Annotated in this window: 19 protein-coding genes; 8 read left to right on the top strand and 11 right to left on the bottom strand. The window is 66.3% G+C overall.

Features of this window, described 5'->3' with window-relative positions:
* The first annotated feature begins 34 nt into the window (after window positions 1-34).
* Genes minD through ACR9Y6_RS00415 form a run of 3 tightly spaced genes read left to right on the top strand, consistent with a single transcriptional unit; the run spans window position 35 to window position 1,651 of the window.
* Window positions 35-847: a septum site-determining protein MinD gene (gene minD / locus ACR9Y6_RS00425; protein WP_371023387.1), complete on the top strand. Its 813-nt coding sequence runs from the start codon at window positions 35-37 to the stop codon at window positions 845-847.
* Between the two features lie 2 nt (window positions 848-849).
* Window positions 850-1,134 (top strand): cell division topological specificity factor MinE, encoded by a 285-nt coding sequence (gene minE / locus ACR9Y6_RS00420; protein ID WP_306849774.1) that lies wholly within the window; start codon window positions 850-852, stop codon window positions 1,132-1,134.
* Window positions 1,135-1,141: 7 nt separating this feature from the next.
* Window positions 1,142-1,651 (top strand): hypothetical protein, encoded by a 510-nt coding sequence (locus ACR9Y6_RS00415; RefSeq protein WP_481279522.1) that lies wholly within the window; start codon window positions 1,142-1,144, stop codon window positions 1,649-1,651.
* A gap of 159 nt (window positions 1,652-1,810) precedes the next feature.
* Here the strand turns inward: ACR9Y6_RS00415 and ACR9Y6_RS00410 are convergent, their stop codons facing one another.
* Complete coding sequence (locus tag ACR9Y6_RS00410) at window positions 1,811-3,067, bottom strand: multidrug effflux MFS transporter (RefSeq protein ID WP_481279521.1); 1,257 nt, start codon at window positions 3,065-3,067, stop codon at window positions 1,811-1,813.
* Window positions 3,068-3,181: 114 nt separating this feature from the next.
* Between ACR9Y6_RS00410 and crcB the strand changes: the two genes are divergently transcribed.
* From crcB to ACR9Y6_RS00390, 4 genes are all read left to right on the top strand, one after another.
* Entirely contained in the window at window positions 3,182-3,571 is a 390-nt protein-coding gene (gene crcB, locus ACR9Y6_RS00405; protein WP_426285430.1) for a fluoride efflux transporter CrcB, read from the top strand.
* 54 nt (window positions 3,572-3,625) lie between these two features.
* The gene (gene cfa / locus ACR9Y6_RS00400; protein WP_481279520.1) at window positions 3,626-4,750 is read left to right on the top strand and encodes a cyclopropane fatty acyl phospholipid synthase; all 1,125 of its coding nucleotides are present in this window, start codon (window positions 3,626-3,628) and stop codon (window positions 4,748-4,750) included.
* 35 nt (window positions 4,751-4,785) lie between these two features.
* Window positions 4,786-6,225 (top strand): MFS transporter, encoded by a 1,440-nt coding sequence (locus ACR9Y6_RS00395; RefSeq protein ID WP_481279519.1) that lies wholly within the window; start codon window positions 4,786-4,788, stop codon window positions 6,223-6,225.
* Between the two features lie 86 nt (window positions 6,226-6,311).
* Window positions 6,312-6,521 (top strand): hypothetical protein, encoded by a 210-nt coding sequence (locus tag ACR9Y6_RS00390; RefSeq protein WP_306849763.1) that lies wholly within the window; start codon window positions 6,312-6,314, stop codon window positions 6,519-6,521.
* Here ACR9Y6_RS00390 and ACR9Y6_RS00385 read toward each other — a convergent pair.
* The 9 genes from ACR9Y6_RS00385 to recQ all read right to left on the bottom strand — a co-directional run bounded on the left by ACR9Y6_RS00385 (window position 6,496) and on the right by recQ (window position 24,445).
* Window positions 6,496-6,927, bottom strand: coding sequence for a hypothetical protein (locus tag ACR9Y6_RS00385; RefSeq protein WP_481279518.1), 432 nt, complete (start codon window positions 6,925-6,927; stop codon window positions 6,496-6,498). The genes ACR9Y6_RS00390 and ACR9Y6_RS00385 overlap by 26 nt on opposite strands.
* 81 nt (window positions 6,928-7,008) lie before the next feature.
* A complete protein-coding gene (locus tag ACR9Y6_RS00380) occupies window positions 7,009-9,444 on the bottom strand; it encodes a GH92 family glycosyl hydrolase (protein WP_481279517.1) in 2,436 nt (811 codons plus the stop codon).
* 25 nt (window positions 9,445-9,469) lie between these two features.
* On the bottom strand, window positions 9,470-10,906 hold the full coding sequence (locus ACR9Y6_RS00375) for a glycoside hydrolase family 125 protein (RefSeq protein ID WP_481279516.1): 1,437 nt from the start codon (window positions 10,904-10,906) through the stop codon (window positions 9,470-9,472).
* Window positions 10,903-13,557 (bottom strand): beta-mannosidase, encoded by a 2,655-nt coding sequence (locus ACR9Y6_RS00370; protein WP_481279515.1) that lies wholly within the window; start codon window positions 13,555-13,557, stop codon window positions 10,903-10,905. Before ACR9Y6_RS00370 ends, ACR9Y6_RS00375 begins: the two co-directional genes overlap by 4 nt.
* Window positions 13,557-16,139: a TonB-dependent receptor gene (locus ACR9Y6_RS00365; RefSeq protein ID WP_481282667.1), complete on the bottom strand. Its 2,583-nt coding sequence runs from the start codon at window positions 16,137-16,139 to the stop codon at window positions 13,557-13,559. The genes ACR9Y6_RS00370 and ACR9Y6_RS00365 overlap by 1 nt, the downstream gene beginning before the upstream one ends.
* Before the next feature lie 846 nt (window positions 16,140-16,985).
* Entirely contained in the window at window positions 16,986-18,815 is a 1,830-nt protein-coding gene (gene zwf, locus ACR9Y6_RS00360; RefSeq protein WP_481279514.1) for a glucose-6-phosphate dehydrogenase, read from the bottom strand.
* Entirely contained in the window at window positions 18,812-20,638 is a 1,827-nt protein-coding gene (locus tag ACR9Y6_RS00355) for a glycoside hydrolase family 15 protein (protein WP_481279513.1), read from the bottom strand. Before ACR9Y6_RS00355 ends, zwf begins: the two co-directional genes overlap by 4 nt.
* A gap of 70 nt (window positions 20,639-20,708) precedes the next feature.
* Window positions 20,709-22,364, bottom strand: a complete 1,656-nt coding sequence (ybaL, locus tag ACR9Y6_RS00350) for a YbaL family putative K(+) efflux transporter (RefSeq protein WP_481279512.1) — start codon at window positions 22,362-22,364, stop codon at window positions 20,709-20,711.
* A 266-nt stretch (window positions 22,365-22,630) separates the two neighbouring features.
* Entirely contained in the window at window positions 22,631-24,445 is a 1,815-nt protein-coding gene (gene recQ, locus ACR9Y6_RS00345; protein WP_481279511.1) for a DNA helicase RecQ, read from the bottom strand.
* 180 nt (window positions 24,446-24,625) lie between these two features.
* On the opposite strand from recQ, the gene ACR9Y6_RS00340 reads away from it, so the two are divergent.
* A complete protein-coding gene (locus ACR9Y6_RS00340; RefSeq protein ID WP_481279510.1) occupies window positions 24,626-24,916 on the top strand; it encodes a hypothetical protein in 291 nt (96 codons plus the stop codon).
* Between the two features lie 13 nt (window positions 24,917-24,929).
* Here ACR9Y6_RS00340 and ACR9Y6_RS00335 read toward each other — a convergent pair whose 3' ends face one another.
* Window positions 24,930-25,289 (bottom strand): MGMT family protein, encoded by a 360-nt coding sequence (locus ACR9Y6_RS00335; RefSeq protein WP_481279509.1) that lies wholly within the window; start codon window positions 25,287-25,289, stop codon window positions 24,930-24,932.
* Window positions 25,290-25,355 lie beyond the last annotated feature (66 nt).

Raw genomic sequence — 25,355 nt, 5'->3', positions numbered from 1 at the left:
GGCCGCCGTCGCTGGCAACACTCGGAGACATCTCTTGACTGAAATCATCGTCGTCACCTCGGGCAAGGGCGGAGTCGGCAAGACCACCACCAGCGCCTCCCTCGCCACCGGCCTCGCCATGCAGGGCAAGAAGGTGGCCGTCATCGACTTCGACGTCGGCTTGCGCAACCTCGACCTCATCATGGGCTGCGAGCGCCGCGTGGTGTACGACTTCGTCAATGTCGTGCACGGCGAAGCCACCCTCAAGCAGTCGCTGATCAAGGACAAGCGCCACGAGAACCTCTTCGTGCTCGCCGCGTCGCAAACACGCGACAAGGATGCCCTGACCCAGGAAGGCGTCGAGAAGGTCCTCGACGAACTGACCAAGGAAAACTTCGACTTCGTCGTCTGCGACTCGCCGGCCGGCATCGAGAAGGGAGCGCACCTGGCGATGTACTTCGCCGATCACGCCGTGGTCGTGGTCAATCCGGAAGTCTCTTCCGTGCGCGACTCCGACCGCATCCTCGGCCTGCTCTCGAGCAAGACGCGGCGCGCCGAAAAGGGTGAAGCGCCGATCAAGCAGCACCTGCTGCTCACCCGCTACAACCCCAATCGCGTCGAAGCCGGCGAGATGCTCAGCGTCAAGGACGTCGAGGAAATCCTCGGCATCTCGGTGGTCGGCGTCATCCCGGAATCGGAAAACGTGCTCGCCGCGTCCAACGCCGGCGTGCCGGTGATCCTCGACGACAACTCGAACGCCGGCGCCGCCTACAAGGACACCGTCGCCCGCATCCTCGGCGAAGAGCGTCCGCTTCGCTTCCTCGAGCCGGTCAAGAAGGGCTTCCTCAAGCGCGTATTCGGAGGTTGAGCATGGGTATCCTCGATTTCCTGAAGCGCAAGCCCGAGGCGACCGCGGGCGTGGCCAAGGAACGCCTGCGCATCATCGTCGCCCAGGAGCGCTCCACGCGCGGTGGCCCCGATTACCTGCCGCTGCTGCGCAACGAGCTGCTCGAAGTCATCCGCAAGTACGTGAACGTCGATGTCGAGGCGGTCAACGTCAGCCTCGAACGCGACAGTGGCCACGAGGTGCTGGAGCTTTCCGTCGCCCTGCCCGATGGCAAGGTCGTGGGCAAACCGGCCGCTTCGGCCAGCTGATCCACCCATGGGCGACCATCCGGCCGGGGCGGTCACGCCGCCCGGCACCGATCCCGCCGACGCCGTCCTGCGCGTCGGCGAGATCGGTTTCGACGAACCGCGCAGCCTGCTCGAACGGCATGGCCTCGCACTCGTGGCCATCGCCGACGGCGAAGCCATTCCCGGCAGTTTCTGGGGCGATACCGAAGCCGGCATCATCGGCACGACGGTCTATGCGCGTGCCGACACGCCGGTGCACTCCCTGCTCCACGAAGCGTGTCACCTTCTCGTGCTTCCCGAGGAGAAACGCGCGCTGGTGCACACGGACGCCACCGATTCCATCGAGGAAGAAGACGCCACCTGTTACCTGCAGATCGTCCTCGCCGGCCAGCTGCCATCGGTCGGTTCCGCACGCCTCATGGAAGACATGGACCGCTGGGGCTACACCTACCGGCTGGGTTCCACCCGCGCCTGGTTCGAACACGACGCCGCCGAAGCGCAAGCGTTCCTTCGCGCACGCAGCCTGCCCGTCGGCTGATCGACCGGGGCGGCTGGGGCGGCTGCTTTGAGGTGGGAGCCGACCCTGTCGGCGATGGGTGCTCGCCGTAACCTGGCCCGCTGCCGCGGGATCGCCGACAGAGTCGGCTCCCACCCGCTCTTGGGGTTCACCACTCTCGGGGTCCACCACTCTCGGTTTCTACATTCCCGGTTCCACGCTCCCGGCATCCATACCTTCGGCTTTCGCGCGGGCAAGGCCACGGCGTTCCAGGTGGAGATAGGCGACCCAGGCGGCCAGTCCGAGCAGGCAGAGCGACATGGCGCCCAGGCCGAGAGTCAGCATGCCGCCCGAGAGCGCCGGCGAAAGCACACCCGCGACCAGTGCCGTCAGGATCAGGCTGCCGAAGGCCTGCACCGATGACACGCCGCCGCGTTGCTCGGGAAAACGGTCGAGCAGGAGCAGGGTCAGCGTGGGGAAGGCAAGCTGCACCCCGCAGCCGTAGAGCATCAGCGGTACCGTCGACCATGGCACGCGCGGCGCATCGAGCGTCAAGGCGAAAGCCAGGTTGATGGCGCACGAAGAGAGCATCGCGGCATAACCCCACGCGACGGTGCGCGCCGCGCTCACCTGCCCCGCCACCCGCCCGGAAATGAAGGCTCCCGTGACCATGCCCGTCACCACCGGCACGAACAGCCAGGGAAATCCGTCCGCGCCCAGGTGGAGCAGGTCACGGATCACGCGCGGCGCCGAGGCGATATAGAGGAACAGGCCGGCGAAATTGACCGAACTCGCGAGCGCCAGTGGCCAGAACGGCAGGTCGCGGGCGATGCGCAGGTAGCCAGCAAGCAGCGGCCGCGGACGAAACACCGTGCGCCGCTCCCCCGGGTGCGATTCCACCAGGAAATACGCGACGCCCAGGGTCAGCGCCGTCGTGAACGCCGACAAGGCCCAGAAGATGCCGCGCCAGCCGTCGATGCCGAGCAGCCAGGCACCCACGATCGGGGCGATCGCCGGCGCGACGCCGAAGATCATCATCACCTTCGACATCATCCGCTGCGCTTCCTCGCCGTGCATCGTGTCGCGGACCACGGCGCGGCCCACCACGATGCCGGCGCCGCCGCACATGCCCTGCAACACGCGGCAGCCCAGGAGGAAGGTGAAACTCGGGGCCAGCGCGGCACCCACCGAGGCGACGGTGTAGATGGCCATGGCCGTGACGATCACGGGCTTGCGTCCATAGGCGTCGGACAGCGCGCCGTGGAACAGGCTCATCACGGCATACGCGAGCAGGTACACGCTGAGCAACTGCTGCAAGGCGACGTCGCCCACGCCGAAGTCGCGGCCGATGTCCGGAAAGCCCGGAAAGATGGCGTCGATCGAGAACGGCCCGATCATCGACAGGGCCGCGAGCAATAACGGCAGATGGCGACGCGGATCGCGGGTCGCGGAGGACATGGTCCTGCAAGGCCGTGCGGGGAAGTCTTGCGAGTATAGCGGCAAGAGGTCGGACCCTCGCCGTGGGGCGGGCGAAGGCCCATAATCGATCCATCGATCTCCATCGGGGGTAACGTGGGTTACACCGGTTTCCTGGCCGTCGGGATAGGCGGCATGCTGGGCTGCTGGCTGCGTTGGTGGCTGGCCGTCGTATTCAACCCCCTGTTCCCCACGCTTCCGTTGGGGACCCTGGCCGCCAACCTGCTCGGCGGCTTCCTCATGGGCCTGACCCTCGGCGTGTTCGACCATTTCCAGACGCTGCCCGTCGAGGCGCGCCTGCTGGTCGCCACCGGATTTCTCGGCGGCCTCACGACTTTTTCGACGTTCTCGGCCGAAACTACCGCCCTGCTGCTGCGCCAGCAATACGGTTGGTTCGCCGCGCATGTTGGACTCAACCTCGTCGGTTCGATCCTCATGACGATCGCCGGCCTGGGCATCGCACGCGGAGTATTGAAACACTTCTAACCAGCGCCACGCCGCGCGGGGCGGCGAGAGGGTCACCAGGGAATCAATCAATCGATGAACCACGATTCTTCTTCTCTCAAGGCACGTGCACAGGATCTCCTCGAACACGCGGGGGTCACCATCGGCGGCGACCGCCCCACCGACATCGCGATCCACGACGAGCGCACCTACGCCCGCGTCTTCGCCCACGGCTCGCTCGGACTCGGCGAGTCGTACATGGACGGCTGGTGGGATGTCGCCGACATGTCCGGTTTCTTCACACGCGTACTGTCGTCGCACCTCGACGACTCGTTGCGCACGCTCGACACGCTGATCGCCCACCTCAAGGCGCGCTTCCTCAACCTCCAGCGCGGCGAGCACGCCTGGGAGGTCGGCCGCCAGCACTACGACCTGGGCAACGACCTGTTCGAGGCCATGCTCGGCAAGCGGCTGGTGTACTCCTGCGGCTACTGGGCCCAGGCGGACAACCTCGACGACGCGCAGGAAGCCAAGCTCGACCTGATCTGCCGCAAGCTCCAGCTGAAACCCGGCCAGCGCATCCTCGACATCGGCTGCGGCTGGGGCGAGGCACTGAAGTTCGCGGCGGAACGCTACGGCGTGAGCGGCGTCGGCGTCACCATATCGAAGGAACAGGCGGAATACGCCCGCGCGCTGTGCGAGGGCCTGCCGGTGGAAATACGCCTGCAGGATTACCGCGAGCTCGACGAGCGCTTCGACGCCATCCTTTCCGTCGGCATGTTCGAGCACGTCGGCGGCAAGAACTACAGGACCTGGTTCGAGGTGGCCCGGCGTTGCCTGCGAGCGGATGGCCTCGCGCTGCTGCACAGCATCGGCAGCAACGGCGCGCCGGGACGGCCCGACCCATGGATCGAGAAATACATCTTCCCCAACTCGGTGATCCCGGCGATGAGCCAGGTCGCCGCCGCGCTGGAAGGCCTGTTCGTGGTCGAGGACTGGCACAACTTCGGCGCCGATTACGACCGTACCCTGATGGCGTGGACGGCCAACTTCGAGGCGGCGTGGCCACGGCTTTCGGCCAGTTACGACGAACGCTTCCGGCGCATGTGGCGCTTCTACCTGGGCTGCTCGGCCGGTGTGTTCCGCAGCCGCCGCGACCAGTTGTGGCAGCTCACCCTGTCGCCACAGGGCGTGCGGGGCGGGTACCGGGTCCCGCGCTGACGTCTCCATGACTTCCCGCCCCTTAGGGTCGGGGCATGAACCCACAAGGCGTCGCCCGCGACGAGGTCGTGGAAACCGATGTCCCCGCGCGGCTCGACCGGCTGCGCTGGGGGCGCTTCCATACCCTCGTCGTCGTGGCGCTGGGGATCACCTGGGTACTGGACGGCCTCGAGGTCACCATCACCGGCTCGATCGCCGGCGCCCTGAAATCGAGCCCCGTGCTTCACCTCACCGACATGCAGGTCGGCCTCGCGGCCAGCCTCTACCTGGTGGGTGCGGTCGCCGGCGCCTTGTTCTTCGGATGGCTTACCGACCGGCTGGGCCGGAAGAAACTGTTCACCGTGACGCTGGGCCTCTACCTCGCCGCCACCGCGGCCACGGCGCTCTCCCCGGACTTCCTGACCTTCGCCCTCTTCCGCCTGCTCACCGGTGCCGGCATCGGCGGCGAGTACGCCGCGATCAACTCGGCGATCCAGGAACTGATTCCCGCGCGTTACCGTGGCCATACCGACCTGGTGATCAACGGCAGCTTCTGGCTCGGCGCGGCCGCCGGCGCCCTGGGCGCGGTCGTCCTGCTGGACTCGGGCTGGGTGTCGGCGGAAATCGGCTGGCGGCTCACCTTCGGCCTGGGCGCCGTGCTCGGGCTCGGCATCCTCCTGCTCCGCCACTGGATACCGGAGAGCCCACGCTGGCTGATGCTGAGGGGACGCATCGGCGAGGCGGAAGCGATCGTCGCCGAGATCGAGCGACGCATGGGCGTCGCGCCGCCGGACCGTCCGCTGGCGAGGCTGCGGCTGCGGCCGCACGGGCTGACCATGGCCGACGTCGCCTCCACGCTGTTTCGCCTGTACCCGAAACGTACCGTGCTCGGGCTGGTCCTGATGGCGACCCAGGCCTTCTTCTATAACGCGATCTTCTTCACCTACGCGCTGGTGCTCGGCCGCTTCTACGGTGTCGCCGATGCGGACGTCGGGCTCTACCTGCTGCCCTTCGCGGCGGGCAACTTCCTCGGGCCGCTGCTGCTCGGGAGGTTGTTCGACAGCGTGGGCCGCCGCCCGATGATCGCCATCACCTACACGCTGTCCGGCCTGCTGTTGTTCGCCACCGCGTGGCTTTTCGTGCACGGCATGCTCGATGCGCGCAGCCAGACGGTGGCCTGGAGCGTCGTGTTCTTTTTCGCCTCGGCGGCGGCCAGCTCCGCCTACCTGACGGTAAGCGAGAGTTTCCCGCTGGAACTGCGGGCCTTGGCCATCGCCCTGTTCTACGCCTTCGGCACGGCGCTGGGCGGCGTCGTGGGCCCATGGCTGTTCGGCAGCCTGATCGGCACGGGCGAGCGGGCGGCCATCGGCTGGGGCTATGCCCTCGGTGCCTTCCTCATGCTGGTCGGCGCGGCCGCGGCGGTCCTGCTCGGAATCGCGGCCGAACGCCGTTCGCTGGAAGACGTCGCCGCGCCGCTCGGGCGCGTCGACGACTAGTTGGGGACGCGGACAGCACTTTCCCCGCCGTACCGGTAAAATGCCTACCTAACCCATCCAGTCAGTCCACCAGGGGAATACAGGGCGTGCAGCAGCGTAACTTCGAGGTATCGGTGGTCCAGCCGGGCGGAAAGGTCGCCATCGAGATCGAGTTCAACGAAAAGGTGCACGGCCTGTCCGGCGACACCGTGTGGCTGTCGCTCGAGGACGATACGAGCCTGGAAGACGCCGAGGCGCTGCGCGCGCTGCTCGAGCGGATCGGTCACCGCATCACGGTGACGAACGTACGCTCCTGACCGGCGTGGCGGTGTCCTTCACGGCCACCGCCAGGGGAACCACGTTCGGCGATAGCCGATGGTTCACGCCGTGCACCTTGCCGCAACCCAGGCAATGCCGGGTCATGCCCAGCCCGTGTCGCGCCGCGCGCGGCACGCCGAGCAGGCAACCGCACACATAGCACCCGGCGATGGCGCCCCGCTCCCACAGGCGAAGACGCACGGTCTGCACCGCGGCGACGCTCAGCGCGACCGCGAGGCCGCCCGCGAAGGTCCAGCCCGGCAGGTTCGAGTAGAGGGAAAGGGTGCCGAATTCGCCCGGTAACTGCTGCGCCGCCTTCAGGCCGGCGGCGGCGAGTGCGCCACCGGCCAGGGCGAGCGCACCCGGCAGGTAGGCCCGAAAATACATGCGTCCCGCGTACGACATGGCACTCCCCTTCCCCAGCCGGATCCTCCCGGCCGGGCCAGAGTGTCGGTACGAGGGTCTACCGATCGTGAACGGCGGGGATCAGCCCCGCGCCACCTCGCCGAACGAGGGCGGACGATCGGCCATGGCCTTGCCGAAGGATTCGTTCGGCGTCTCGCCCATGACGAAGCTCAGCGTACCGCCGGCGGCCAGTTCCTTGTGCGGGATCCAGCTCTTCGTCCACGGCTTGCCGTTCCAGCTCACCGACTGGATGTACGGGCGGCCGGGGCCGTTGTCCTTCGCCTCGATGACCAGTACCCGGCCCCCACCGACCTGCACTTCCGCGCGGTCGAGCAGCGGGCTGCCGAAAACGTAGTTCGTGCTGACCGGGTCGACGGCGTACAGGCCCATGGCGCTCATCACGTACCAGGCGCTCATCTGGCCGCAATCCTCGTTGCCGGGAAGGCCGTCGGGCTCGGGCAGGTACATGGTCTCGAGCAGCATGCGCACGCGCGCCTGCGTCTTGTGGTGGGCACCCGTGTACGCGTAGAGATAAGGCATGTGATGCCCTGGCTCGTTGCCGAAGGCGTACTGGCCGACCATGCCGGCGATGTCCGGCGGCGCGTTGTCCGGCAGGGTCGGGTCGGCATTGAACAAGGCGTCGAGCTTCTTCTCGAAGCCTTCCTCGCCACCGAACAGGCCCATGTAGTTGTACACGTCGTGCTGGTTGAGGAAGGTGGCCTGCCACGCGTTCGATTCGGTGAAATCGCGCCACCGGTTCGAATGGCCGATGGCGATCGGATCGAAGGGCTGCAGCCAGGTACCGTCCTCGGCGCGCGGGCGCATGAACTGCGTGTCCTTGTCGAACACGTTGCGGTAGTTCTGCGAGCGCTTGCGCAGCAACGACGCGTCGTCGGCATGGCCGAGCGCTTCGGCCATGTGCGCCACCGCCCAGTCGTCATAGGCGTATTCGAGCGTCTTGCTGACCGCCTCGCCTTCCTTCTCGCTGGGGATGTAGCCGAGCTTGCGGTAGTACGGCAGGCCGAAGTAGTCGTCCTGCATGGCCCGGCGGCGGAACACCGGCCACGCCTTCATGTAGTCGATGCCGGTGAAGCCCTTGGCCTGCGCCTCGGCCAGCACCACGGCGGAGTGGTAGCCGATCATGCAGACCGTCTCCACGCCTTGCAGCGGCCATACCGGCGCGCCACTGGGGCTTTCCACGGCAAGACGGACGAGTCCGTCGACCAGGTCGGGCACGCGCTCGGACTGGTACAGGGTGAACAAGGGATGCTCGGCACGATAGGTATCCCACAGCGAGTAGGTGCTGTAGTTGTGCCGGCCCTCGGGCAGCGTGTGCACCGCGCGGTCCATGCCGCGGTAACGGCCGTCGATGTCGCTGAACACGGTGGGCGCGAGCATCGTGTGGTACAGCGAGCTGTAGAACGTGCGCTTCACCTTGTCCGAGGAGGAGGCGATGCGGATCTTCGACAGTTCGCGTTCCCACTCCGCCTCGGCCGAGGCACGCACGCCGTCGAAATCCCAGCCCGGGATCTCGCCTTCGAGGTTGCGCATGGCGCCATCGATATCCACGCCGGAAATGCCGACCTTCACCAGCAGCGGCTCGCTCGACGCCTTGTCGAAGTGCAGGGCCGCCTTGAGTTGGTCGCCCTTGACCGTGGTCGTTCCCTTCGGCGCCGGCTTGTCGTTCTCGTAAAGCGTGGCGCTGGCGATCGGCCGCGACACCTTCATGGCGAAGTAGATGACACGCCCGCTCGCCCACTGGTACACCCGCCGGCCACCGACGATCGTGTCGTTGCCAACCACGGTGAGTTCCACGTCGCTCAGACGGGTCGGCTTGTCCATGTCGTCCTGGTAGCCGTGGGTCATGTCCAGCAGCAGGTGGGCGTCGCCGTCCTTGCCGAAGGTGTAGCGGTGCATGCCCGCGCGCAGCGTAGCCGTGAGTTCGGCGAGGATGTCGTGCTGGGTGAGCTTCACCCGGTAGTAGCCCGGGTGCGCCGCTTCGCTCGTGTAATGCGAACGGTAGCCCTTCACGCCCGTCTTGTAGCCCTTCGCCGGCTTGCCGTCGCCCTGGCGTTTCGCGTCGAAACGGGACGTATAGTTCACGCCGTCGAAATCGCGATCACCCGGCTGCAGGCGCACCGGCCCCATCGAAGGCATCACCAGGAAATCGAGCATGTCGGCGGCACCGGTGCCGGACAGGTGCGTGTGCGAGAAACCCATGATCGAGCCATCGCCCTGGTGATAGCCGGACGAGGCGTCCCACTGCGCGTTGTACGTGTCCGGGCTCAGCTGGACCATGCCGAACGGCCGCGTCGCACCCGGAAAGGTGTGACCGTGGCCGCCCGTGCCGACGAAGACGTCGACGTAACGCAAGACGCCTTCCGCAGCGGTGCCGCCGCTGGCGGAGGAAGCGTCCAGGCCTTCTTGCACGCCACTGGCCAGCGCGGTGAGGGAACCGACCTGACCCAGTGCCGTGAAGGCGGCCATTCCTTGCAGAAAACGTCGACGGGTAACCATGAATCGCTCCAGTTCGGGCGGCGCGTCAGACGCGCCGCAGGGAATCGGGTTGCTTGTCGGCGAGATGGACCACCAGCTCGCCGAACAAGGTATTGGCCCAGGCGAACCACGAGCGGGTGAATTGCTTCGGGTCGTCCTGGTCGAACGCTTCGTGCATGAAGCCGGTACCGGCGTGGGTCGTCTTCAGCCAGTGCAGGCACTGGCGGATCTCGGCCGTATCGTCGGTGGTGAAGGCTTTCATCATGATCGACATCGGCCAGATCATGCGCAGGCCCTCGTGCGGACCGCCGACGCCCTCACCGGCCGTGCCCTTGAAGAAGTATGGATTCGCCGTGCTCCAGACCTGCGCGCGCGTGCGCTCGTAGCGGGCGTCCCGGCCCGTGCACTCCAGGTAGGGCAATGCGAGCAGGCTCGGCACGTTGGCGTCGTCCATGAACAGCTGGTTGCCATAGCCGTCCACTTCGTAGGCCCAATAATCGCCATGCTCGCCCTGGATCGTGCCGTACTTCTCCACGGCACCGGCGATCTCGTCGGCCAGCGCATGGCACTCGCTCGCGAAGGACTGGTCGCCGAAGAAGGTGCCGTGCATCTGCGCGAGGCGGCGCAACGTCACCACGGCGAAGAGGTTGCCGGGGATATTGAACGGATACAGCGTGGCGTCGTCCGAAGGACGGAACATCGCGTGGATCATGCCCACGGGCCGCGTGGGCTGGCCGTAGCCGTGGAGGAACTGGCTTTCGGTCGGATTCGGCGACGGCCGCTGGAACTGGTAAGGACCGGTGCCGTCCTTGCGCTGCTGTGCGCGGAAGGTGGCGACGATGAGCCGCGTCGCGGCGCGCCAGGACTCGTCGAAAGGTTCGCGGTCGCCCGTGGCCTGCCAGTAGCCGTGCGCGAGGCGCACCGGGTAGCACAGCGAGTCGATCTCCCACTTACGTTCGGCCACCCCCGGCCGCATGTCGGTCTGGTCGGCCTGCGCCCATTCCAGCTTGCTCTTGCCCTTGGGATCAGGCAGGAAGGCGTTCGCGTAGGGGTCGATCGAGATGCAGCGCGACTGGCGGCGGATCAGTCCGCGGAACAGCTTGCGCAGGGCTTCATCCTTCGCCACCAACGGAAGGTAAGGCCACACCTGGGCCGAGGAATCGCGCAACCACATCGCGTCGATGTCGCCGGTGACGACGAAGGTGTCCTCGTAGCCATCGAGGCGACCGACTTCCACCGTGGTATCGAGCGTGTTCGGGAAGCAGTTCTCGAACAGCCAGGCCAGTTCGGGATCGGCGATCTTCTTCTTCGTCGAGGCGATCAGGCTCTCCACCGCCTCGCTGGTGAACTTGCGCTTGCCCACGGGTGGACGCTTGCTCGGGAAGCGCGAGGCGGCGAAGGCGACCGTGCCTACTCCACCGACCGCCGCCGCGCCAGGCACGAGCGACAGCCACTTGATCAGGTTGCGACGGCTTGGGTTCACGGCTTGGTCTCCTTCAGGGCATCCACGAGCGAACGTATCGTGACCGCGCGACGAAGCGCGTCGATGTCGACCTTGCCATCGACGGCGATCTCGACGCTCTCGCCCGGCAGAAGATCGAACGCATTGTTCGACAGGCGCACGTCGAGGTCACCGGTATCGATCCACACCGCACGGGCGAGGCGCTTCGCGCTCACGCTCAGCAGTGGTCCCCGTGCCCCGGCGCGAACCGCGATGTCGAGCCCTGGTTGCGCCGGCAACGCCAGCGTGCGTGCCGCGCCGAAATACAGCAGGTGATGCGCGGCGACCTTGCCTTGCTCCATCAGGTCGAACGACACCACGGTATGCCGCGGATCGGCTCCCTTGAGCAGGGCGGCGTCATCGAGACTGGCGACCGGCGTGCTGGACAGCGCGGCGGCCTTCACGGGTGTGTTCTCTTCGCGCAGCAGCTTGCCGCCCATGTCGTAGACACGAGTACGCAGCGTGGCGTCGAACGCATCGGTGCGGTCGGATACGGCGAAGACACCCGTCTTGCCGTCCCTGCGCAGCGGCACCACGTCCACCGGCGCGTAGAAGCGCTTGGCATGGAACTGCAAGGCCTTCCAGCGGTTGAAGTAGTCGACGCTGGCCCACGACGCGCCGGGCCATACGTCGTTGAGTTGCCAGTACAGCGTGCCCATGTTGCGCGGGCGCGCGCTGCGCAGGTGCTCTGCGGCCAGCTCGATGCCTTCGGCCTGCATCACCTGGCTCAGGTACACGAACGAGGGGAAGTCCTTCGGTTCGCCGTATTCCTGGCGGATGTACAGCAGCAGGCGCTGGTTGCCGTCGCCGTTCGCGAACTTCTGGTGCGCCCGCATCACCTTCGACTCGGGCTGCATGTCGTCCGCCTGGGCGAAGGCCTTGATCGTGGCCATCACGGGGAACGATTGCAGGCCGTACTCGGACTGGAAGCGAGGCGTGATATCGAGGTAGTGGGAGATCGGTTCGGAGCCGGACCAGACCTTCCAGTAATGGACGTCGCCGTCGTTCTCGACGTTGGCGGGGCCCTCGAAATCGGTGCTCGGCGAGCTGGCCCAGTAAGGCGTGCCCGGCGACAGCTCGTTCACCACCTTGCGCAAGGTGCCGCCGAAGAGCTCGCGCATGCCGTCGTCGATCCGCTTGACCTCGTCGGCGTTGACGAACTTGCGGAAATCCTGGCGATCCGGCCAGTCGTCCCAGCCGGTCTGCACTTCGTTGTTACCCGCCCACAACACGATCGACGGATGGTCGCGCAGACGCGTGACCTGCTCCACCGCCTCGATACGCGTGTTCTCGCGGAAGGCGTCGTCATACGGCGTGATCGCGCCGCCGAACATGAAGTCCTGCCAGATCATCAGGCCGAGCCGGTCCGCCATCGCATAGAAGGCGTCGTCCTGGTACGTGCCGCCGCCCCACATGCGCAACATGTTCATGTTGGCGTCGTGCGCCGACTGCAGGATCGCCTGCTTGCGTTCGGGCGTCACGCGGGAGGGAAAGCTGTCGAACGGGATGAGGTTGGCGCCCTTGGCGAAGATCGGCACGCCATTGACCACGAAGGCGAAGCCCCTGCCCCACTGATCCTTCTCGCGGCGCAGCTCCACGCTGCGCAGGCCGGTTTCGCGCTCCGCCTCGGCGACGGTCGCGCCATCGACGGCGACAGCCGCATGGAAACGGTAGAGGTTGGGCTCGCCGTAGCCCACCGGCCACCAGCGCTGCGGACGATCGATGGCCACCGGCACGGCGACATGGTTCTCGCCGGCTTTCAGCGCGACATCCCGCGTCTGTTCACCATGGCGGCCATCGGGCGCGGTCCACTCGACCTTCACCGTGGCTCGCCCGGCCTTGTCCGCGCGGACATCGAGCTGCGCCTGCAAGTCGGCCGTGGCCTCGTCCACCTTCGCCTGTGCGATATGCAGGTCGGCCACGCGCCATCCGTCCCAGCTTTCCAGCCGGACCGGGCGCCAGATACCCATGGTGACGTAGCGCGGACCCCAATCCCAGCCGTACTGATAGTTCGCCTTGCGAACATAGTTGGAGGTCTGCTTGCCCTTGGGCTCGTCGCCGAACGCCGAGTCGAACTCACCCGGCAACGAGTACGGCTGCTTCATCAGCCAGGGCTGGAGCCGTGCGATCGGGGATTGGAAATGCACCTGCAACGTATTGGTGCCGGCGTGCAGGCTGCCCTTCACCGGCAGGCGCCAGCGGCGGAACATGTTGTCCGCCGCGAGCAGTTTCCTGCCGTTGAGGCTGACCTCGGCAAACGTGTCGAGGCCGTCGAAAACGAGATCGACGTGGTCGCGCTTCAGCGCGGCCGCGTCGAGTTGGAAATCCAGCTGGTAATCCCAGTCGGTAAGGCCGATCCATTGCAGGCCGGCCTCGTTGTCGCGCCAGAACGGATCACCGATCCGCCCCAGCGCGAGCAGGTCCGTCTGGACGGCACCCGGCACGACGGCCGGCTGCCAGTCCCTGAAGCGCTCACAGGATCCATTGCAGGACATGGCTCGCACGTGCTGGTCCTCCGCCCCGGGAGCGAGGCGGAACCGCCAGCCGGCGGAAAGGTCTTTCTCCACCGGCGTGGCCGCGCCGGCGACGCCGGCGATGAGCCAGGCCGCCAACGCCAGCGACGCGCGGCGCATCACAGCTTGAAGCCCAGCGTCATCATGTACGTGCGGCCGTTCTTGTAGGCATTGAGCGGCTGGCTCGGCGTGTTGTTGTAGACGAAGTACGTCTCGTCCAGCAGGTTGGTGGCGTCGAGCGACACGCGGATGTGTTCGTTCACCTGGTAACCCACCGAAGCATCGAGTTCACGGAAGATGCCCGTGATCTGCTGCGACTGCAACTGGGCGATCGAGGTGAAGTACGAGGAACGCCAGCTATAGGTCACGCGGGCGCTCCACGGGCCCTGCTCGTAGAACGGCGACAGGTTGAACGAGTTCTTCGAGTTGTACGGCAACGGGAAATCGTTGCTGGTGTCCGCGTCGGAGTAGGTGTAATTGGCGAGGAGCCCGAAGCCGTAGCGGAAATTCTGCTGGTAGCTGAGCGATGCGCCCTTCACCTTGGCCACGCCGGCGTTGATCGGCACCTGCATCTGGTACACGTCGTCACGCAGGTTGGTCAGGTTGTAATGCGTCTCGGCGACATTGGTGTTGAGGATGTAGCCGGAGATGCGACGGAAGAACAGTTCCGCGGCGAGCACGCTGTTTTCCGAGAAGTACCACTCGGCCGACGCGCCGTAGTTGGTCGACTTGTACGGGCCCAGGTCGGTGTTGCCACGCGAGCCGGTCAACGTGCGGTCGTCCAGCGCGACATACGGCGTCATCTGCTGGTAGCGCGGGCGGGCGATGGTCTTCGCCGCGGCGAAGCGCAGGGTCAGGTTGTCGGCCGCGTCGTAGGCGATGTTGAACGAGGGCAACCAGTCGTGGTACGTGCTGCGCTTGTTCACGGCGCCATAGACGTCCGGGCCGATCGCGTTGTAGCCATTCACGGTATCGCGGGTGCGGAAGTAGCGCACGCCAAGGTTGCCGCGATAGTCGTCACCGGCGAAGTCGCCCTGGATGTAGAACGCGCGGTTCTGCTCGGCGACGCTGTAGGTGGCCTTCGGATCGAGCGACACCGTGCCATTCTTCAGGCTCTGCACATAGGCCTTCATCAGGCCCGGGTCGATCGTGGTCCAGTTGCCCATGTTGCCGGAGGAGCTCAGGCCGTCGAGGTAGCCGCTGGGCGTGCCGCCGTCGGCGAAGTCGGCCAGCGAGACGCCGCTGCCGTCCTGGCTGGGCAGGCGCGCCGCGTAGGCGTCCTGGCCGTCCAGGTGATTGGTGGCCTTGATGCCGACCTCGATCTGGTTCAGCGGGCCCCAGCTGACGTCGTGGGCGAAGTCGGCCTGGAAGTAACGCTCGCGGTCGTAGCTCGGCGCGTAGCTGTAGCCGGCGCCATGGGCGAGCATCGCGGAGGCATCGTCCGCGCTGTTGTAGTTGATCTGCGGATGCTGGCCCTTGAGGTTCCAGTCGAAGCCGCCGAAGCCCTGGAACTGCATGTTCCAGATGCCGTCGGAACCGCCCGTGGAACCGGTGTAGCCGATCTGGCTCGACGCGGTCCAGCCGTCACCGAACCAGTCGGCGCGCAGCTGGGCGACGCCGGTGTTCACGGTCGAGTCGCGCTCGTAGCCGTCGAGGTAGGTCGAGGTGTTGGCGTTGTAGCTGCCGCTGGTGGCGACGCCGTTGTTGAAGCCCAGCGCGGTGGCGTTGGCGGCCGAACCCGACCACTCGCCGTAGTGGCTCTGGTTGAAGTTGTTGAACTTCTCGGTGACGTACAGGCCGGTGAAGTTCAGTTCGAACGCGTCGTTCGGCTTCCACTGCAGGCCGGTCGACACGCCGTCGCGCGTGCGGCGCTGCTGGAACCAGGCGGTGTTGATCGCGGTGGGATAGACGCCCTTGGCGTCGGCCGGGACCACGGACGGATTGAACTGGTGGTCCGGGTTGGTGTCGGTGGGATCGTTCACGCGCTGGTAGCCGAAGATCTCGGTGCCCTGGCGGTCGATGATCCGGTCCGAATGCATCAGCGAGCCGATCACGCCGAAGGTGCTGTCCTTGTTCTTCCAGCTATACAGCACCGAAGCGTTCGGCTTGCCCTTGTCGGCGCGGTCGTTATAGCCATAGCTGACGCTGCCGGTGAGCGTGTTCGCGGGCAGGTCGAGCGGACGGCGCGTGTTGACGATGACCGTGCCGCCGATGCTGCCTTCATCGATGTTCGCCTGCGGGGTCTTGTAAACCTGGGCGTTACCGATGATTTCCGAGGCGAGCAGGCTGTAGTTGAACGAACGGCTGTCCGGGTTGTTCGGGTCCGAGGTCCAGTTCGTCGAGGCCACGGTCTGGCCGTTGAGCATCAGGCGGTTCAGCGCCGGATCGGTGCCCAGGATGCTGACCTTGTCGCCTTCGCCGAAGTTGCGATCGACGCTGAGGCCCGGCAGGTGGGAAAGCGACTCGGCCACATTGGTGTCGGGGAACTTGCCCACGTCTTCGGCGGAAATCGCGTCGACGATCGAATCGGCGTTGCGCTTCAGGTCGAGCGACTTCTGCAGGCTGGCGCGGATACCCGTGACCGTGATGCCGTTGAGGTTCGCGGCATCCTGGACGTTCGCCTCCGAACCCGGCGCCGCGGCCGGCTCGTTCTTCTTCGCCGTCGCGGCGGCGGGAGCGGGGGTCGCCGCGTCCTGCGCCATGGCGCTACCCGTGGCGAACAGGCCAGCCATGATGGCCATGGATAGCGTGCTGATTCGGTGGTTCACATCGATCTCCTGGAAATGATCGCAGTCAAGGAGACGACGCTCGCGCATCCGCCCCCTTCCCTGCGTGGTGTCTTCTTCGGAACGAACGCCACCGCGCAGGCCGAGGCCCGCGTTCGCTACCGTTCGTTCCATTGGATTTTGGTTTCTTGCCCTGCGCCCTACCGCGATCGCCGTACATGGCCGGCACGGCCCGCTTGCGTCGTCGTCGCTATTGCAGTGGTGTGACTGAGCGGATTTTTAGGGGCCGCTGACAACGTTGTCAACCGATTTTTAACTCGATCTAAAGATGGCAGGTTTGACGTAAATCGTTGTCGTAAATAGAAATAATAAAATCGAAGAAATAGTGCAGTGCGGAAATTCGCAGGCACGATTTGGATCGATCCATGGAAGCGCCATACATGTGACGATAAACCGTAAGTGGCTTTGCTAACGAGGCTTTTCCCCGCATAGCTGCGAACGCCAAACGCCGTGCCGTGCAAACCGGCGGCTTTGCTGCGATGCAGCGCGAAAATCGCAGGTTCGGCCGTTGTTTTCCTGGCTGCGCGGAGGGAACGGCCGACCACACGCACGAGAGAAATGCCCTGCCATCCCTCGATAGAGGTAGCAGGCCATGGGGCTGAAATGCCTCCGCCAGCGGTCGGTACCGGCCGGTCGTGGGAGCCACCTGACTGTGGGGGCCGCTTCAGCGGCGATGGGGTGCTTGCCGCAACCTGGCCCGCTGCCGCGGGATCGCCGCTGAAGCGGCTCCCACAATTTTCTTGTGGGAGCTCGGGACTCGCGCTATTTCTTGCGCGGACCCTTTCCGCGAGTCGTCGAAGCACGCTTGGTCGGTGCGCGCTTGGTGGATGCCGTAGCCGTTCTCTTGGCCGGAGCTTTCTTGGCCGCCGTTTTCCTGGCAACCGATTTCGTCGCCGTCGACTTGCGCGCCGGAGCGGCCTTTTTCACCGAGGTGCTACGCAAGGTCTTCGTGGCGGCGGCCTTTTGCACGGCCTTGCGGCGCTCCGGCGATTTCTGCGCGGGCGAAGGCGCGTCCACCTTGGGCTTCGCCGTGCGCCTCGCGTTGAGTTCGTTCGCCGAATTCAGCGGACGCCACGACCGTCCACCCAGGGCCAGCAAGGTATCGGCCGAGGCGGGGCCGGCGCTGCCGGACGCGTAGTTCGGGAAATCGGCGGGCGTGCGCTGGGCCCAGTCGTCGAGGATCGGTTGCACCGCGCGCCAGCACGCCTCGACCATGTCGGCCCGCTGGAACAAGGTGGCATCGCCGGTCATGCAGTCGTACAGCAAGGTCTCGTAGCCGACATTGGGTTCGGCGCGGAACCAGTCGGCGTACTTGAAGTCCATGCGCACGGGCGCGAGTTCGACGCGCGGGCCGGGGCGCTTCACGTCGAACTGCAACGAGATGCCTTCGTCGGGCTGGATCTGCAACACCAGCCAGTCCGGACCGAACGCGTCCATGCCCGTGCCGCGGAACGGAGCGAACGGCGCGGACTTGAAGCGGATCGCGATCTCCGTGGTGCGCCGGCCCATGTGCTTGCCGGTACGCAGGTAAAAGGGCACGCCCGACCAGCGCCAGGTGTCGATCGACAACTTCATGGCGACGAAGGTCTCGGTGACGGAATCGGGCGCCACGTTCGGTTCGTCGCGGTAGGAGATCGCCAGTTCGCCGTTCACCGCGCCGGGGCCGTACTGGCCGCGTACGGCGTCCTCGGGCTGGATCGGACGGATCGCCTCGATGGTCTCGGCCTTGCGCGTGCGCACGGCCTCGGCGTCGAACGAGGTCGGCGGCTCCATCGCGACCATCGCCAGCAACTGGAACAGGTGGTTCGGCACCATGTCGCGCAATGCGCCGGTCTGCTCGTAGAACGAGCCGCGACGCTCGACGCCGACCGTCTCGGCCACGGTGATCTGCACGTGGTCGATGCGATCGCGGTTCCAGATGGGCTCGAACAGGCCGTTGGCGAAGCGGAAGGCCATGATGTTCTGCACCGTTTCCTTGCCGAGGAAATGATCGATGCGGTAGATCTGGTCTTCGCGCAGCACCTTGAGGATGCGCTCGTTGAGCGCATGCGCGGAAGCGAGGTCGTGGCCGAACGGTTTCTCGACGATCACCCTGCGCCAGCACTGGCCATCGGGGCCGCCGTCGTCGACCAGGCCGGCCTCGTGCAGTTTTTCGATCACGTCGCCGAAGAAACGCTCCGGCGTGGCGAGGTAGAACAGCACGTTGCCCTTGGTGCCGCGGCGGCGCTCCGCATCCTTGAGCTTGATCGCGAGGCTCTGGAAAGCGGTGAGGTCGTCGAAGTCACCGGCGTGGTAGGTCATCTGGCCGCTCAGCCAGTCCCACGCTTCGGCGTCGAGCTTGCCGCCGCTGTTGCCGACGAAACGCTCGAGCGCGGTGGTCAGGCTCTTCTTCCAGGCGTTGTCGGTCATCTTGCCGTGATTGAAGCCGATCACGGAGAAGTTGTCGGACAGCAGGCCGGTGCGGCGCATGTTGTAGAGGGCGGGAACGACAAGGCGGCTGGTGAGGTCACCAGCGGCGCCGAAAATCACGACGGTACACGGGTCGGCCGGGTGAGCGCGTGAGGCGACGCGCTTCGGTTGGGCTTGGCTCATGCACGGACTCCTTGGGGATCGAGGGCTTCGGGGGTGGCGTGGACATCTGCCGTCGCGCTGTAACAATGCGCAAGACTGAAAGCGGCATTAACCAACGCGACGTGTGAAAAGGCTTGTGGGAAATTACCCAGCAGTCGTTTCGACCGTGGATCGTACTCCTCCGCGAGCAGGCCGAGGTCGTTCGCGAGCCCGATGAGGCGCTTGAACAATTCGCGTGCTTCGTCGTAGCGGCCGAGCAATACGTAATTCTCCACCAGCCAGAAGCTGCATGGCAGGAACTCACCCTCTCCCGGGGGCAGGCCGTCCACGCCGCTGCGCGTGTCGTAGCGGCGCACGAAGCCTTCGACAAGCAGGTCTTCCTCGATCGCCCGCACCGTGGCGACGATGCGCGGATCGTCCGGTGGCAGGAAGTCGGTCAGGGTCACCAGGAGCAGGCTGGCATCCAGTTCGGTCGACCCGTACGACTGGGTGAAGCAGCCGCGCGCGGGATCGACGCCCTTGGCCAGGATGTCGGCCTTGATTTCATCCGCGATCGCGCGCCAGCGCCGGGTGAAGCCCGGATCACGACCGTGCCGGTCCTGTTCGGCGGCGCGCTGGAACGCCAGCCAGGCCATCACCTTCGAATGCACGAAATGGCGTGGCTCGCCACGGATTTCCCAGATGCCCTCGTCCGGCTGGCGCCAGATCCCGGCGAGGTGCTCCAGGAACACCGTCTGCACGTCGTCGGCCTCCGGTTGCAGGGTGACCCCATGGCGGATGGCATGGGCGAAGGCGCCGACGAGTTCGCCGAAGATATCCAGCTGGAACTGCGCCGAGGCGGCGTTGCCGATACGTACCGGCTTCGCACCCTCGTAGCCGGCGAGCCAAGGCACCTCGTATTCCTCCAGGCGACGTTCGCCGGCCACGCCATAGAGGACCTGCAACTGGTCCGGCGATCCGGCCACCGCGCGACGCACCCAATCGCGCCACGCACTGGCCTCGTCGTGATAGCCCGCGTTGACCAGGGCCGAAAGCACGAAGGTGGCATCGCGGGCCCAGCAATAGCGGTAGTCCCAGTTGCGCTGGCCACCGAGTTGTTCAGGCAACGACGTGGTGGGCGCCGCGACGATGCCGCCGGTGGGCAGGTAGCTCAGCCCCTTGAGCACCACCAACGAACGGCGGACGATCTCGCTCCACTCGCCGCTGTCGTTGCAGCGGTTCGACCATCCCTCCCAGAACGCGAGCGAATCGCGCAGTTCGGCATGGGGATCGAGCGCGGCGGGCGGTGGCAGGTGCGAAGGACCCCAGGCCATCATGAAGGGAACCGAATCGCCCTTGCCCACGACGAAGCGGGCGATGCTGTGCATGCCCTCGCCTTCCACGGCCACGGGACTGCGCACGACCAGCATGTCCGGGCCCGCGACGGCGGTGAGGGTGGTCTCGTCCAGGCGGCTGACCCAGGGCACGGCGTTGCCGTAGTCGAAGCGGATCGTGAGCACGGCTTCGAAATCCACCCGGCCCTCGATGCCCTCCACGATGCGCGTGACACCCACCTGGTCGCCGGCGAACGGCATGAAATCGATGACCCTCGCCCGTCCCGTGGCCGTACGCCATTCCGTCTCGAGGACGAGGCTGCCGTCGATGTATCGGCGCGTGCATGCGGCGTCGGGATCGGCCGGAGCGATTCGCCATCGGCCGTTGCCTTCATCGCCGACGAGGGCGGCGAAGCAGGAAGCGGAGTCGAAGCGGGGCAGGCATAACCAGTCGATCGAACCGTTCCGTGCCACCAGTGCGGCGCTTCGGCAATTGCCGAGCATCGCGTAGTCCTCGATCAGGGATGCCATGCTGTCCTCGTCGTTTCGACCGCCAGTCCCCTGACGATAACGAACGGGCCGTTAGGCCGGCGTGTCCACATCAATGCGCGGGGCTGGTCCGCCGTGGCTGTGCCGCCTGGAACATGCTGTGCGCAAGTTCCTGCTCTCCGTAGATCACGTCGCTCGCGCCCAGGCCGTCCAGATGGGCGACGCATTCCACCGAGTGCGCACGCGCCACGATGGGGAGGTCAGGGCGCAGGGCACGCGCGGCGCGAACGATCTGCCCGCCTTCGAAAGGGTCGGGCACGGCGACGATCAACGCCCTGGCACCGGCGAGGTTCGCCTCCGCCAGCACCGGCGCGGCCGCGGCGTTGCCGATCACGATCTCGGCGATGTCCTTTCGACGCAGTTCGCGAACCGCATCCTCGTCGGACTCGATCACCAGCGTTCGCGTCCCGGCGGCATGCAGCTCGTCGAACACACGGCGGCCGACGCGGCCATAACCGACCAGCACCGTATGCCCGGCGATGGCGTCGGGATGATCCTCCGGAGCGTCGGAATCGTGCTTCGCGATCCACCGGTCGAGTGCCACGAAGAGCAGCGGGTTGGCCAGGATGGATACGATGGCCGCGGCCAGCAACACATCGCGCGCCTGTTCGCTCAACAGGCCCAGCGACACGCCGAGGCCGGCGAGGATGAAGGAAAACTCGCCGATCTGCGCGAGGCTGGTCGCGATGGTGAGCGCCGTCTTCGCCGGCCGGCCGAAGGCACGCACGATGGCGAAAGCGGCCACCGACTTGCCCACGATGATGATGAGGCAGGCCGCCAGGACGATCCAGGGGTGTTCGAGCAGGATGCCCGGGTTGAACAACATGCCGATCGACACGAAGAACAACACGGCGAAGGCATCGCGCAGCGGCAGGGTTTCCTCCGCGGCGCGCTGGGACAATTTCGACTCGCCCATCATCATGCCGGCGAAGAAGGCGCCGAGTTCGAAGGAGACGTCGAACAGGTGGGCCGCGCCGAACGCGATGCCCAACGCGATGGCGAGCACGGCGAGGCGGAACAGTTCACGCGAGCCGCTGGCCGAGACCGCCTGGAGCGTCCATGGGATCACGCGCTTGCCGACGATGAGCATCAACGCGACGAAGACGACCACCTTGCCGATGGTCCATGCCACCGTCTCCAGCAGGGCGCCCACGTCGGTCGCCGCCCCGCCCTTCTCCGTACCCAGGAACCCGCCGATCGCCGGTAGCAGCACCAGGGCCAACACCATCGCCAGGTCCTCGACGATCAACCAACCCACCGCGATGCGGCCGCGATCGCTGTCGAGCAGGCGGCGTTCCTCCATCGCGCGCAGCAGGACCACCGTGCTGGCCACCGAGAGCGCGAGGCCGAACACGAAGCCCTGCGCGAGCGGCCAGTCGAGCAACCAGCCCAGCAGCATGCCGAGGCCGGTGGCGACACCCATCTGCACCGCGGCCCCGGGAACGGAGATGGCCTTGACCGAGAGGAGGTCTTTCAGGGAGAAGTGCAGGCCCACGCCGAACATGAGCAGGATGACGCCGAGGTCCGCGAGTTCCTGGGCGATGTGCGCATCGGCGACCCAGCCCGGCGTGAACGGGCCTGCGACCACGCCGGCGACGAGGTAGCCAGCCAGGACAGGCAACCTCAGTCGGTGGGCGATCGCGCCGAAGATGAAGGCGAGAACGAGACCACCGACGATGGTGGCGATAAGCGGCGTGGCGTCGTGCATGGGCGGCTCCCTGAGTCGTCCAGAAAGCAATGGGGGCAAGCGCGGGGCCACGCAAGCGCCACATGAGTGAGACTTGTCTCAACCCACTGCGGTTGTGAACTCCTTGGGAGCTGGTGTAACTCGTGTGGGAGCCGCTTCAGCGGCGATCCCGCGGCAGCGGGTCGGGCACGGCAAGCACCCATCGCCGCTGAAGCGGCTCCCACCGTTGGGTGGCTTCCACTTGACTGGGTGACTTCCACTCGACCACTGCCCGGGTTCGTATTCCGTCAACCCGCCGCCGTGAGCACCGCGAGGAAATCCTTGCCGTAGCGCTTGAGCTTGTTCTCGCCCACGCCACTGATCGAGGCCAGTTCCTCTTCGTTTCCTGGCAACGCGCGGAGCATGGCCAGCAACGTGGCGTCGTGGAAGATCACGTAGGCCGGAACGCCGTGCTGCCTGGCCAGCTCGGCGCGTACGCGCCGCAGTTCTTCCCAGAGCGGCTGTTCGATCGCCTCGATACCGAGCGAACCGCCCGGCACGCTAGCCGGCGACCGCGTACCGCGGCGTCCCTTCGCCGGCCGCGCGTCCTCGCGCAACCACACCCGGCGCTCGCCTTTCAGCACCGGCCCACTGGTGGACGACAGGCGCAAGGTGCCGAAGCCCTCGGGATCCGCCTCGATCCATCCGGCCGCGAGCAACTGGCGAAACACCGAACGCCATTGCGTGGCATCCATGTCGGCACCGATGCCGAACACCGTGAGTTTGTCGTGGCCGAGTTCGCGCACGCGTTCGCCCGCTTCACCGCGCAGGATGTCGATGAGGTGCCCGGCGCCATAGCGCTGTCCACTGCGGTAGATGCACGACATCGCTTTCTGCGCCGCCAGCGTGGCATCCCATGTCTTCGGTGGCACCAGGCAGTTGTCGCAGTTGCCGCAGGGCTCGGGATAGGTTTCGGCGAACGCTTCCAGCAACAGCTGTCGGCGGCAGCGCGTCGCCTCCGCATAGCCGAGCAACGAGTCGAGTTTCAAGCGCTCGATGCGCTTGCGGTCGTCGCCCGCTTCCGATTGCGAGATCATCTGGCTCATGGTGACGACGTCGCCCAGGCCGTAGACCATCCAGGCCTCGGCGGGGAGGCCGTCGCGGCCGGCACGCCCGGTTTCCTGGTAGTAACCCTCCATGCTGCGCGGCAGGTCGAGGTGGGCCACGAAGCGCACGTCGGGCTTGTCGATACCCATGCCGAAGGCGACGGTGGCGACCATCACCACGCCTTCCTCGCGAAGGAAGCGTTGCTGGTGCCGGGTTCGTGTCTCCGTGTCGAGACCGGCGTGGTAGGGCAAGGACTCGACGCCGGCCTCCATCAGCCATGCGGCGGTCTCGTCCACCTTGCGCCGGCTCAGGCAATAGACGATGCCGGCCTCGCCGCGGTGCCCGTCGAGGAAATCGAGCAGCTGCCGGCGCGCGTTCTGCCGCGGCGCCACGCGATAGCGGATGTTCGGACGGTCGAAACTCGAAACGAAGCGGCGCGCGTCGTGCAGGCCCAGCCGCTCGACGATTTCCTCGCGGGTACGCTCGTCGGCGGTCGCGGTGAGCGCGATGCGCGGCACGTCGGGGAATCGTTCGTGGAGGATCGCGAGCCCACGGTACTCGGGCCGGAAATCGTGTCCCCACTGAGAGACGCAATGGGCTTCGTCGATGGCAAACAGCGCGATGGGAATGCGCTCGAGCAGGCCGAGGAAACGCCCCGTGAGCAGGCGCTCGGGTGCCACGTAGAGCATGTCGAGTTCGCCGGCCAGGAGCAGTTCCTCGACCTCGCGTTGGGTCGCCGCGTCGAGGCTGGAATTGAGGTATCGCGCTTTCACGCCCGCTTCGGTCAGGGCATCGACCTGGTCCTGCATCAAGGCGATCAGCGGCGAGACGACGATTCCCGTGCCGTGGCGCATGAGGGCCGGAATCTGGAAGCAAAGCGACTTGCCCCCGCCCGTGGGCATGAGCACGAGCGCATCGCCTCCAGCGGCGACCTCGTCGACGATGGCCTGTTGCTGGCCGCGGAATCCGGGATAGCCGAATACGGAATGGAGAAGATCGAGGGCCTGGGACTGCATCCGTCCATGCTAACAAACCGGCACGACGTGCCGGCATAAGACGACAGCTGAACGGGATGTAGGCCTACACCGATTTGGGACGAAGGGTTGTTTTCTTTCCTTGCGAATCGGCAGGTAATGGGGCCGGGCATGCCGCCCCGCGACTCCATAGCGTTTCACGTCCTCAAGAGGGGGGATGTCATGAAGAAAGCGCTCGTTCCCGCAAGCCTGCTTGCAGGCGCCCTGCTTGTCGCCGCCTTGCCCACGTTCGCCGGGGGAGGACGCATCGGCTTCCATGGCGCCATCGTCGAACCATCCTGCCCGGCGGGCGAGGGCAAGCTCGATTGTCCGGCGCGCCGCCAGGGCGACGCCATCATCCGCGTGCTCGATGCGCGCCAGGCGCGAACCGACGCCAGGCTGTCGTTGTTCGACTACGCCCTGCGCCGCGATCCGTCACGGCCATGGCGCCTGGTCGAGGTCACCTACCGCTGACTCCGCGGACGGGTCATCCCCAGATGGCACGATCGAGGTCATGATCCAGGCCGAAGGCGCTCATGGGCACGCGTCCGTCCTTCACGACCACCCCTTCGGCCTTCAACCGCCGGCACTGTTCGCGATAGCTCCGCGTGCCGGCGGGAATCCCGATCTTGCCGTCGGCACGCAACACGCGATGCCATGGCAGATCGGGACGATTGGGCGCATCGCCGAGCACCCGGCCGATCAGACGGGCGCGTCCGGGATACCCGGCGCGAGCCGCGATGGCGCTGTAGCTGGCCACGCGGCCACGAGGAATGGCCGCGACCGCATCGATGATCCGCCGCGCCCGCTCCATGCGGGCTTCCTCATCGTCGAGTACATCGCTCATGGTCGTTTCGTGCATGTCCGGAACCTCCGTTGAGCGTACCATCGGAAGCCCTCGACGACGGACCAG

This window comes from Luteibacter sp. TLI7-4A (assembly GCF_056754745.1).
Note: the sequence above shows the minus strand (reverse complement) of the source record. Positions and strands in the feature narration are given on the sequence as shown.

Bases quoted from the DNA above. Each gene is read 5' to 3' on its own strand.
- minE (WP_306849774.1), top strand. From the start codon at position 850: ATGGGTATCCTCGATTTCCTGAAGCGCAAGCCCGAGGCGACCGCGGGC.
- ACR9Y6_RS00415 (WP_481279522.1), top strand. From the start codon at position 1,142: ATGGGCGACCATCCGGCCGGGGCGGTCACGCCGCCCGGCACCGATCCC.
- ACR9Y6_RS00410 (WP_481279521.1), bottom strand. From the start codon at position 3,067: ATGTCCTCCGCGACCCGCGATCCGCGTCGCCATCTGCCGTTATTGCTC.
- cfa (WP_481279520.1), top strand. From the start codon at position 3,626: ATGAACCACGATTCTTCTTCTCTCAAGGCACGTGCACAGGATCTCCTC.
- ACR9Y6_RS00395 (WP_481279519.1), top strand. From the start codon at position 4,786: ATGAACCCACAAGGCGTCGCCCGCGACGAGGTCGTGGAAACCGATGTC.
- ACR9Y6_RS00385 (WP_481279518.1), bottom strand. From the start codon at position 6,927: ATGTCGTACGCGGGACGCATGTATTTTCGGGCCTACCTGCCGGGTGCG.
- ACR9Y6_RS00380 (WP_481279517.1), bottom strand. From the start codon at position 9,444: ATGGTTACCCGTCGACGTTTTCTGCAAGGAATGGCCGCCTTCACGGCA.
- ACR9Y6_RS00370 (WP_481279515.1), bottom strand. From the start codon at position 13,557: ATGCGCCGCGCGTCGCTGGCGTTGGCGGCCTGGCTCATCGCCGGCGTC.
- ACR9Y6_RS00365 (WP_481282667.1), bottom strand. From the start codon at position 16,139: ATGGCGCAGGACGCGGCGACCCCCGCTCCCGCCGCCGCGACGGCGAAG.
- zwf (WP_481279514.1), bottom strand. From the start codon at position 18,815: ATGAGCCAAGCCCAACCGAAGCGCGTCGCCTCACGCGCTCACCCGGCC.
- ACR9Y6_RS00355 (WP_481279513.1), bottom strand. From the start codon at position 20,638: ATGGCATCCCTGATCGAGGACTACGCGATGCTCGGCAATTGCCGAAGC.
- ybaL (WP_481279512.1), bottom strand. From the start codon at position 22,364: ATGCACGACGCCACGCCGCTTATCGCCACCATCGTCGGTGGTCTCGTT.
- recQ (WP_481279511.1), bottom strand. From the start codon at position 24,445: ATGCAGTCCCAGGCCCTCGATCTTCTCCATTCCGTATTCGGCTATCCC.
- ACR9Y6_RS00340 (WP_481279510.1), top strand. From the start codon at position 24,626: ATGAAGAAAGCGCTCGTTCCCGCAAGCCTGCTTGCAGGCGCCCTGCTT.
- ACR9Y6_RS00335 (WP_481279509.1), bottom strand. From the start codon at position 25,289: ATGAGCGATGTACTCGACGATGAGGAAGCCCGCATGGAGCGGGCGCGG.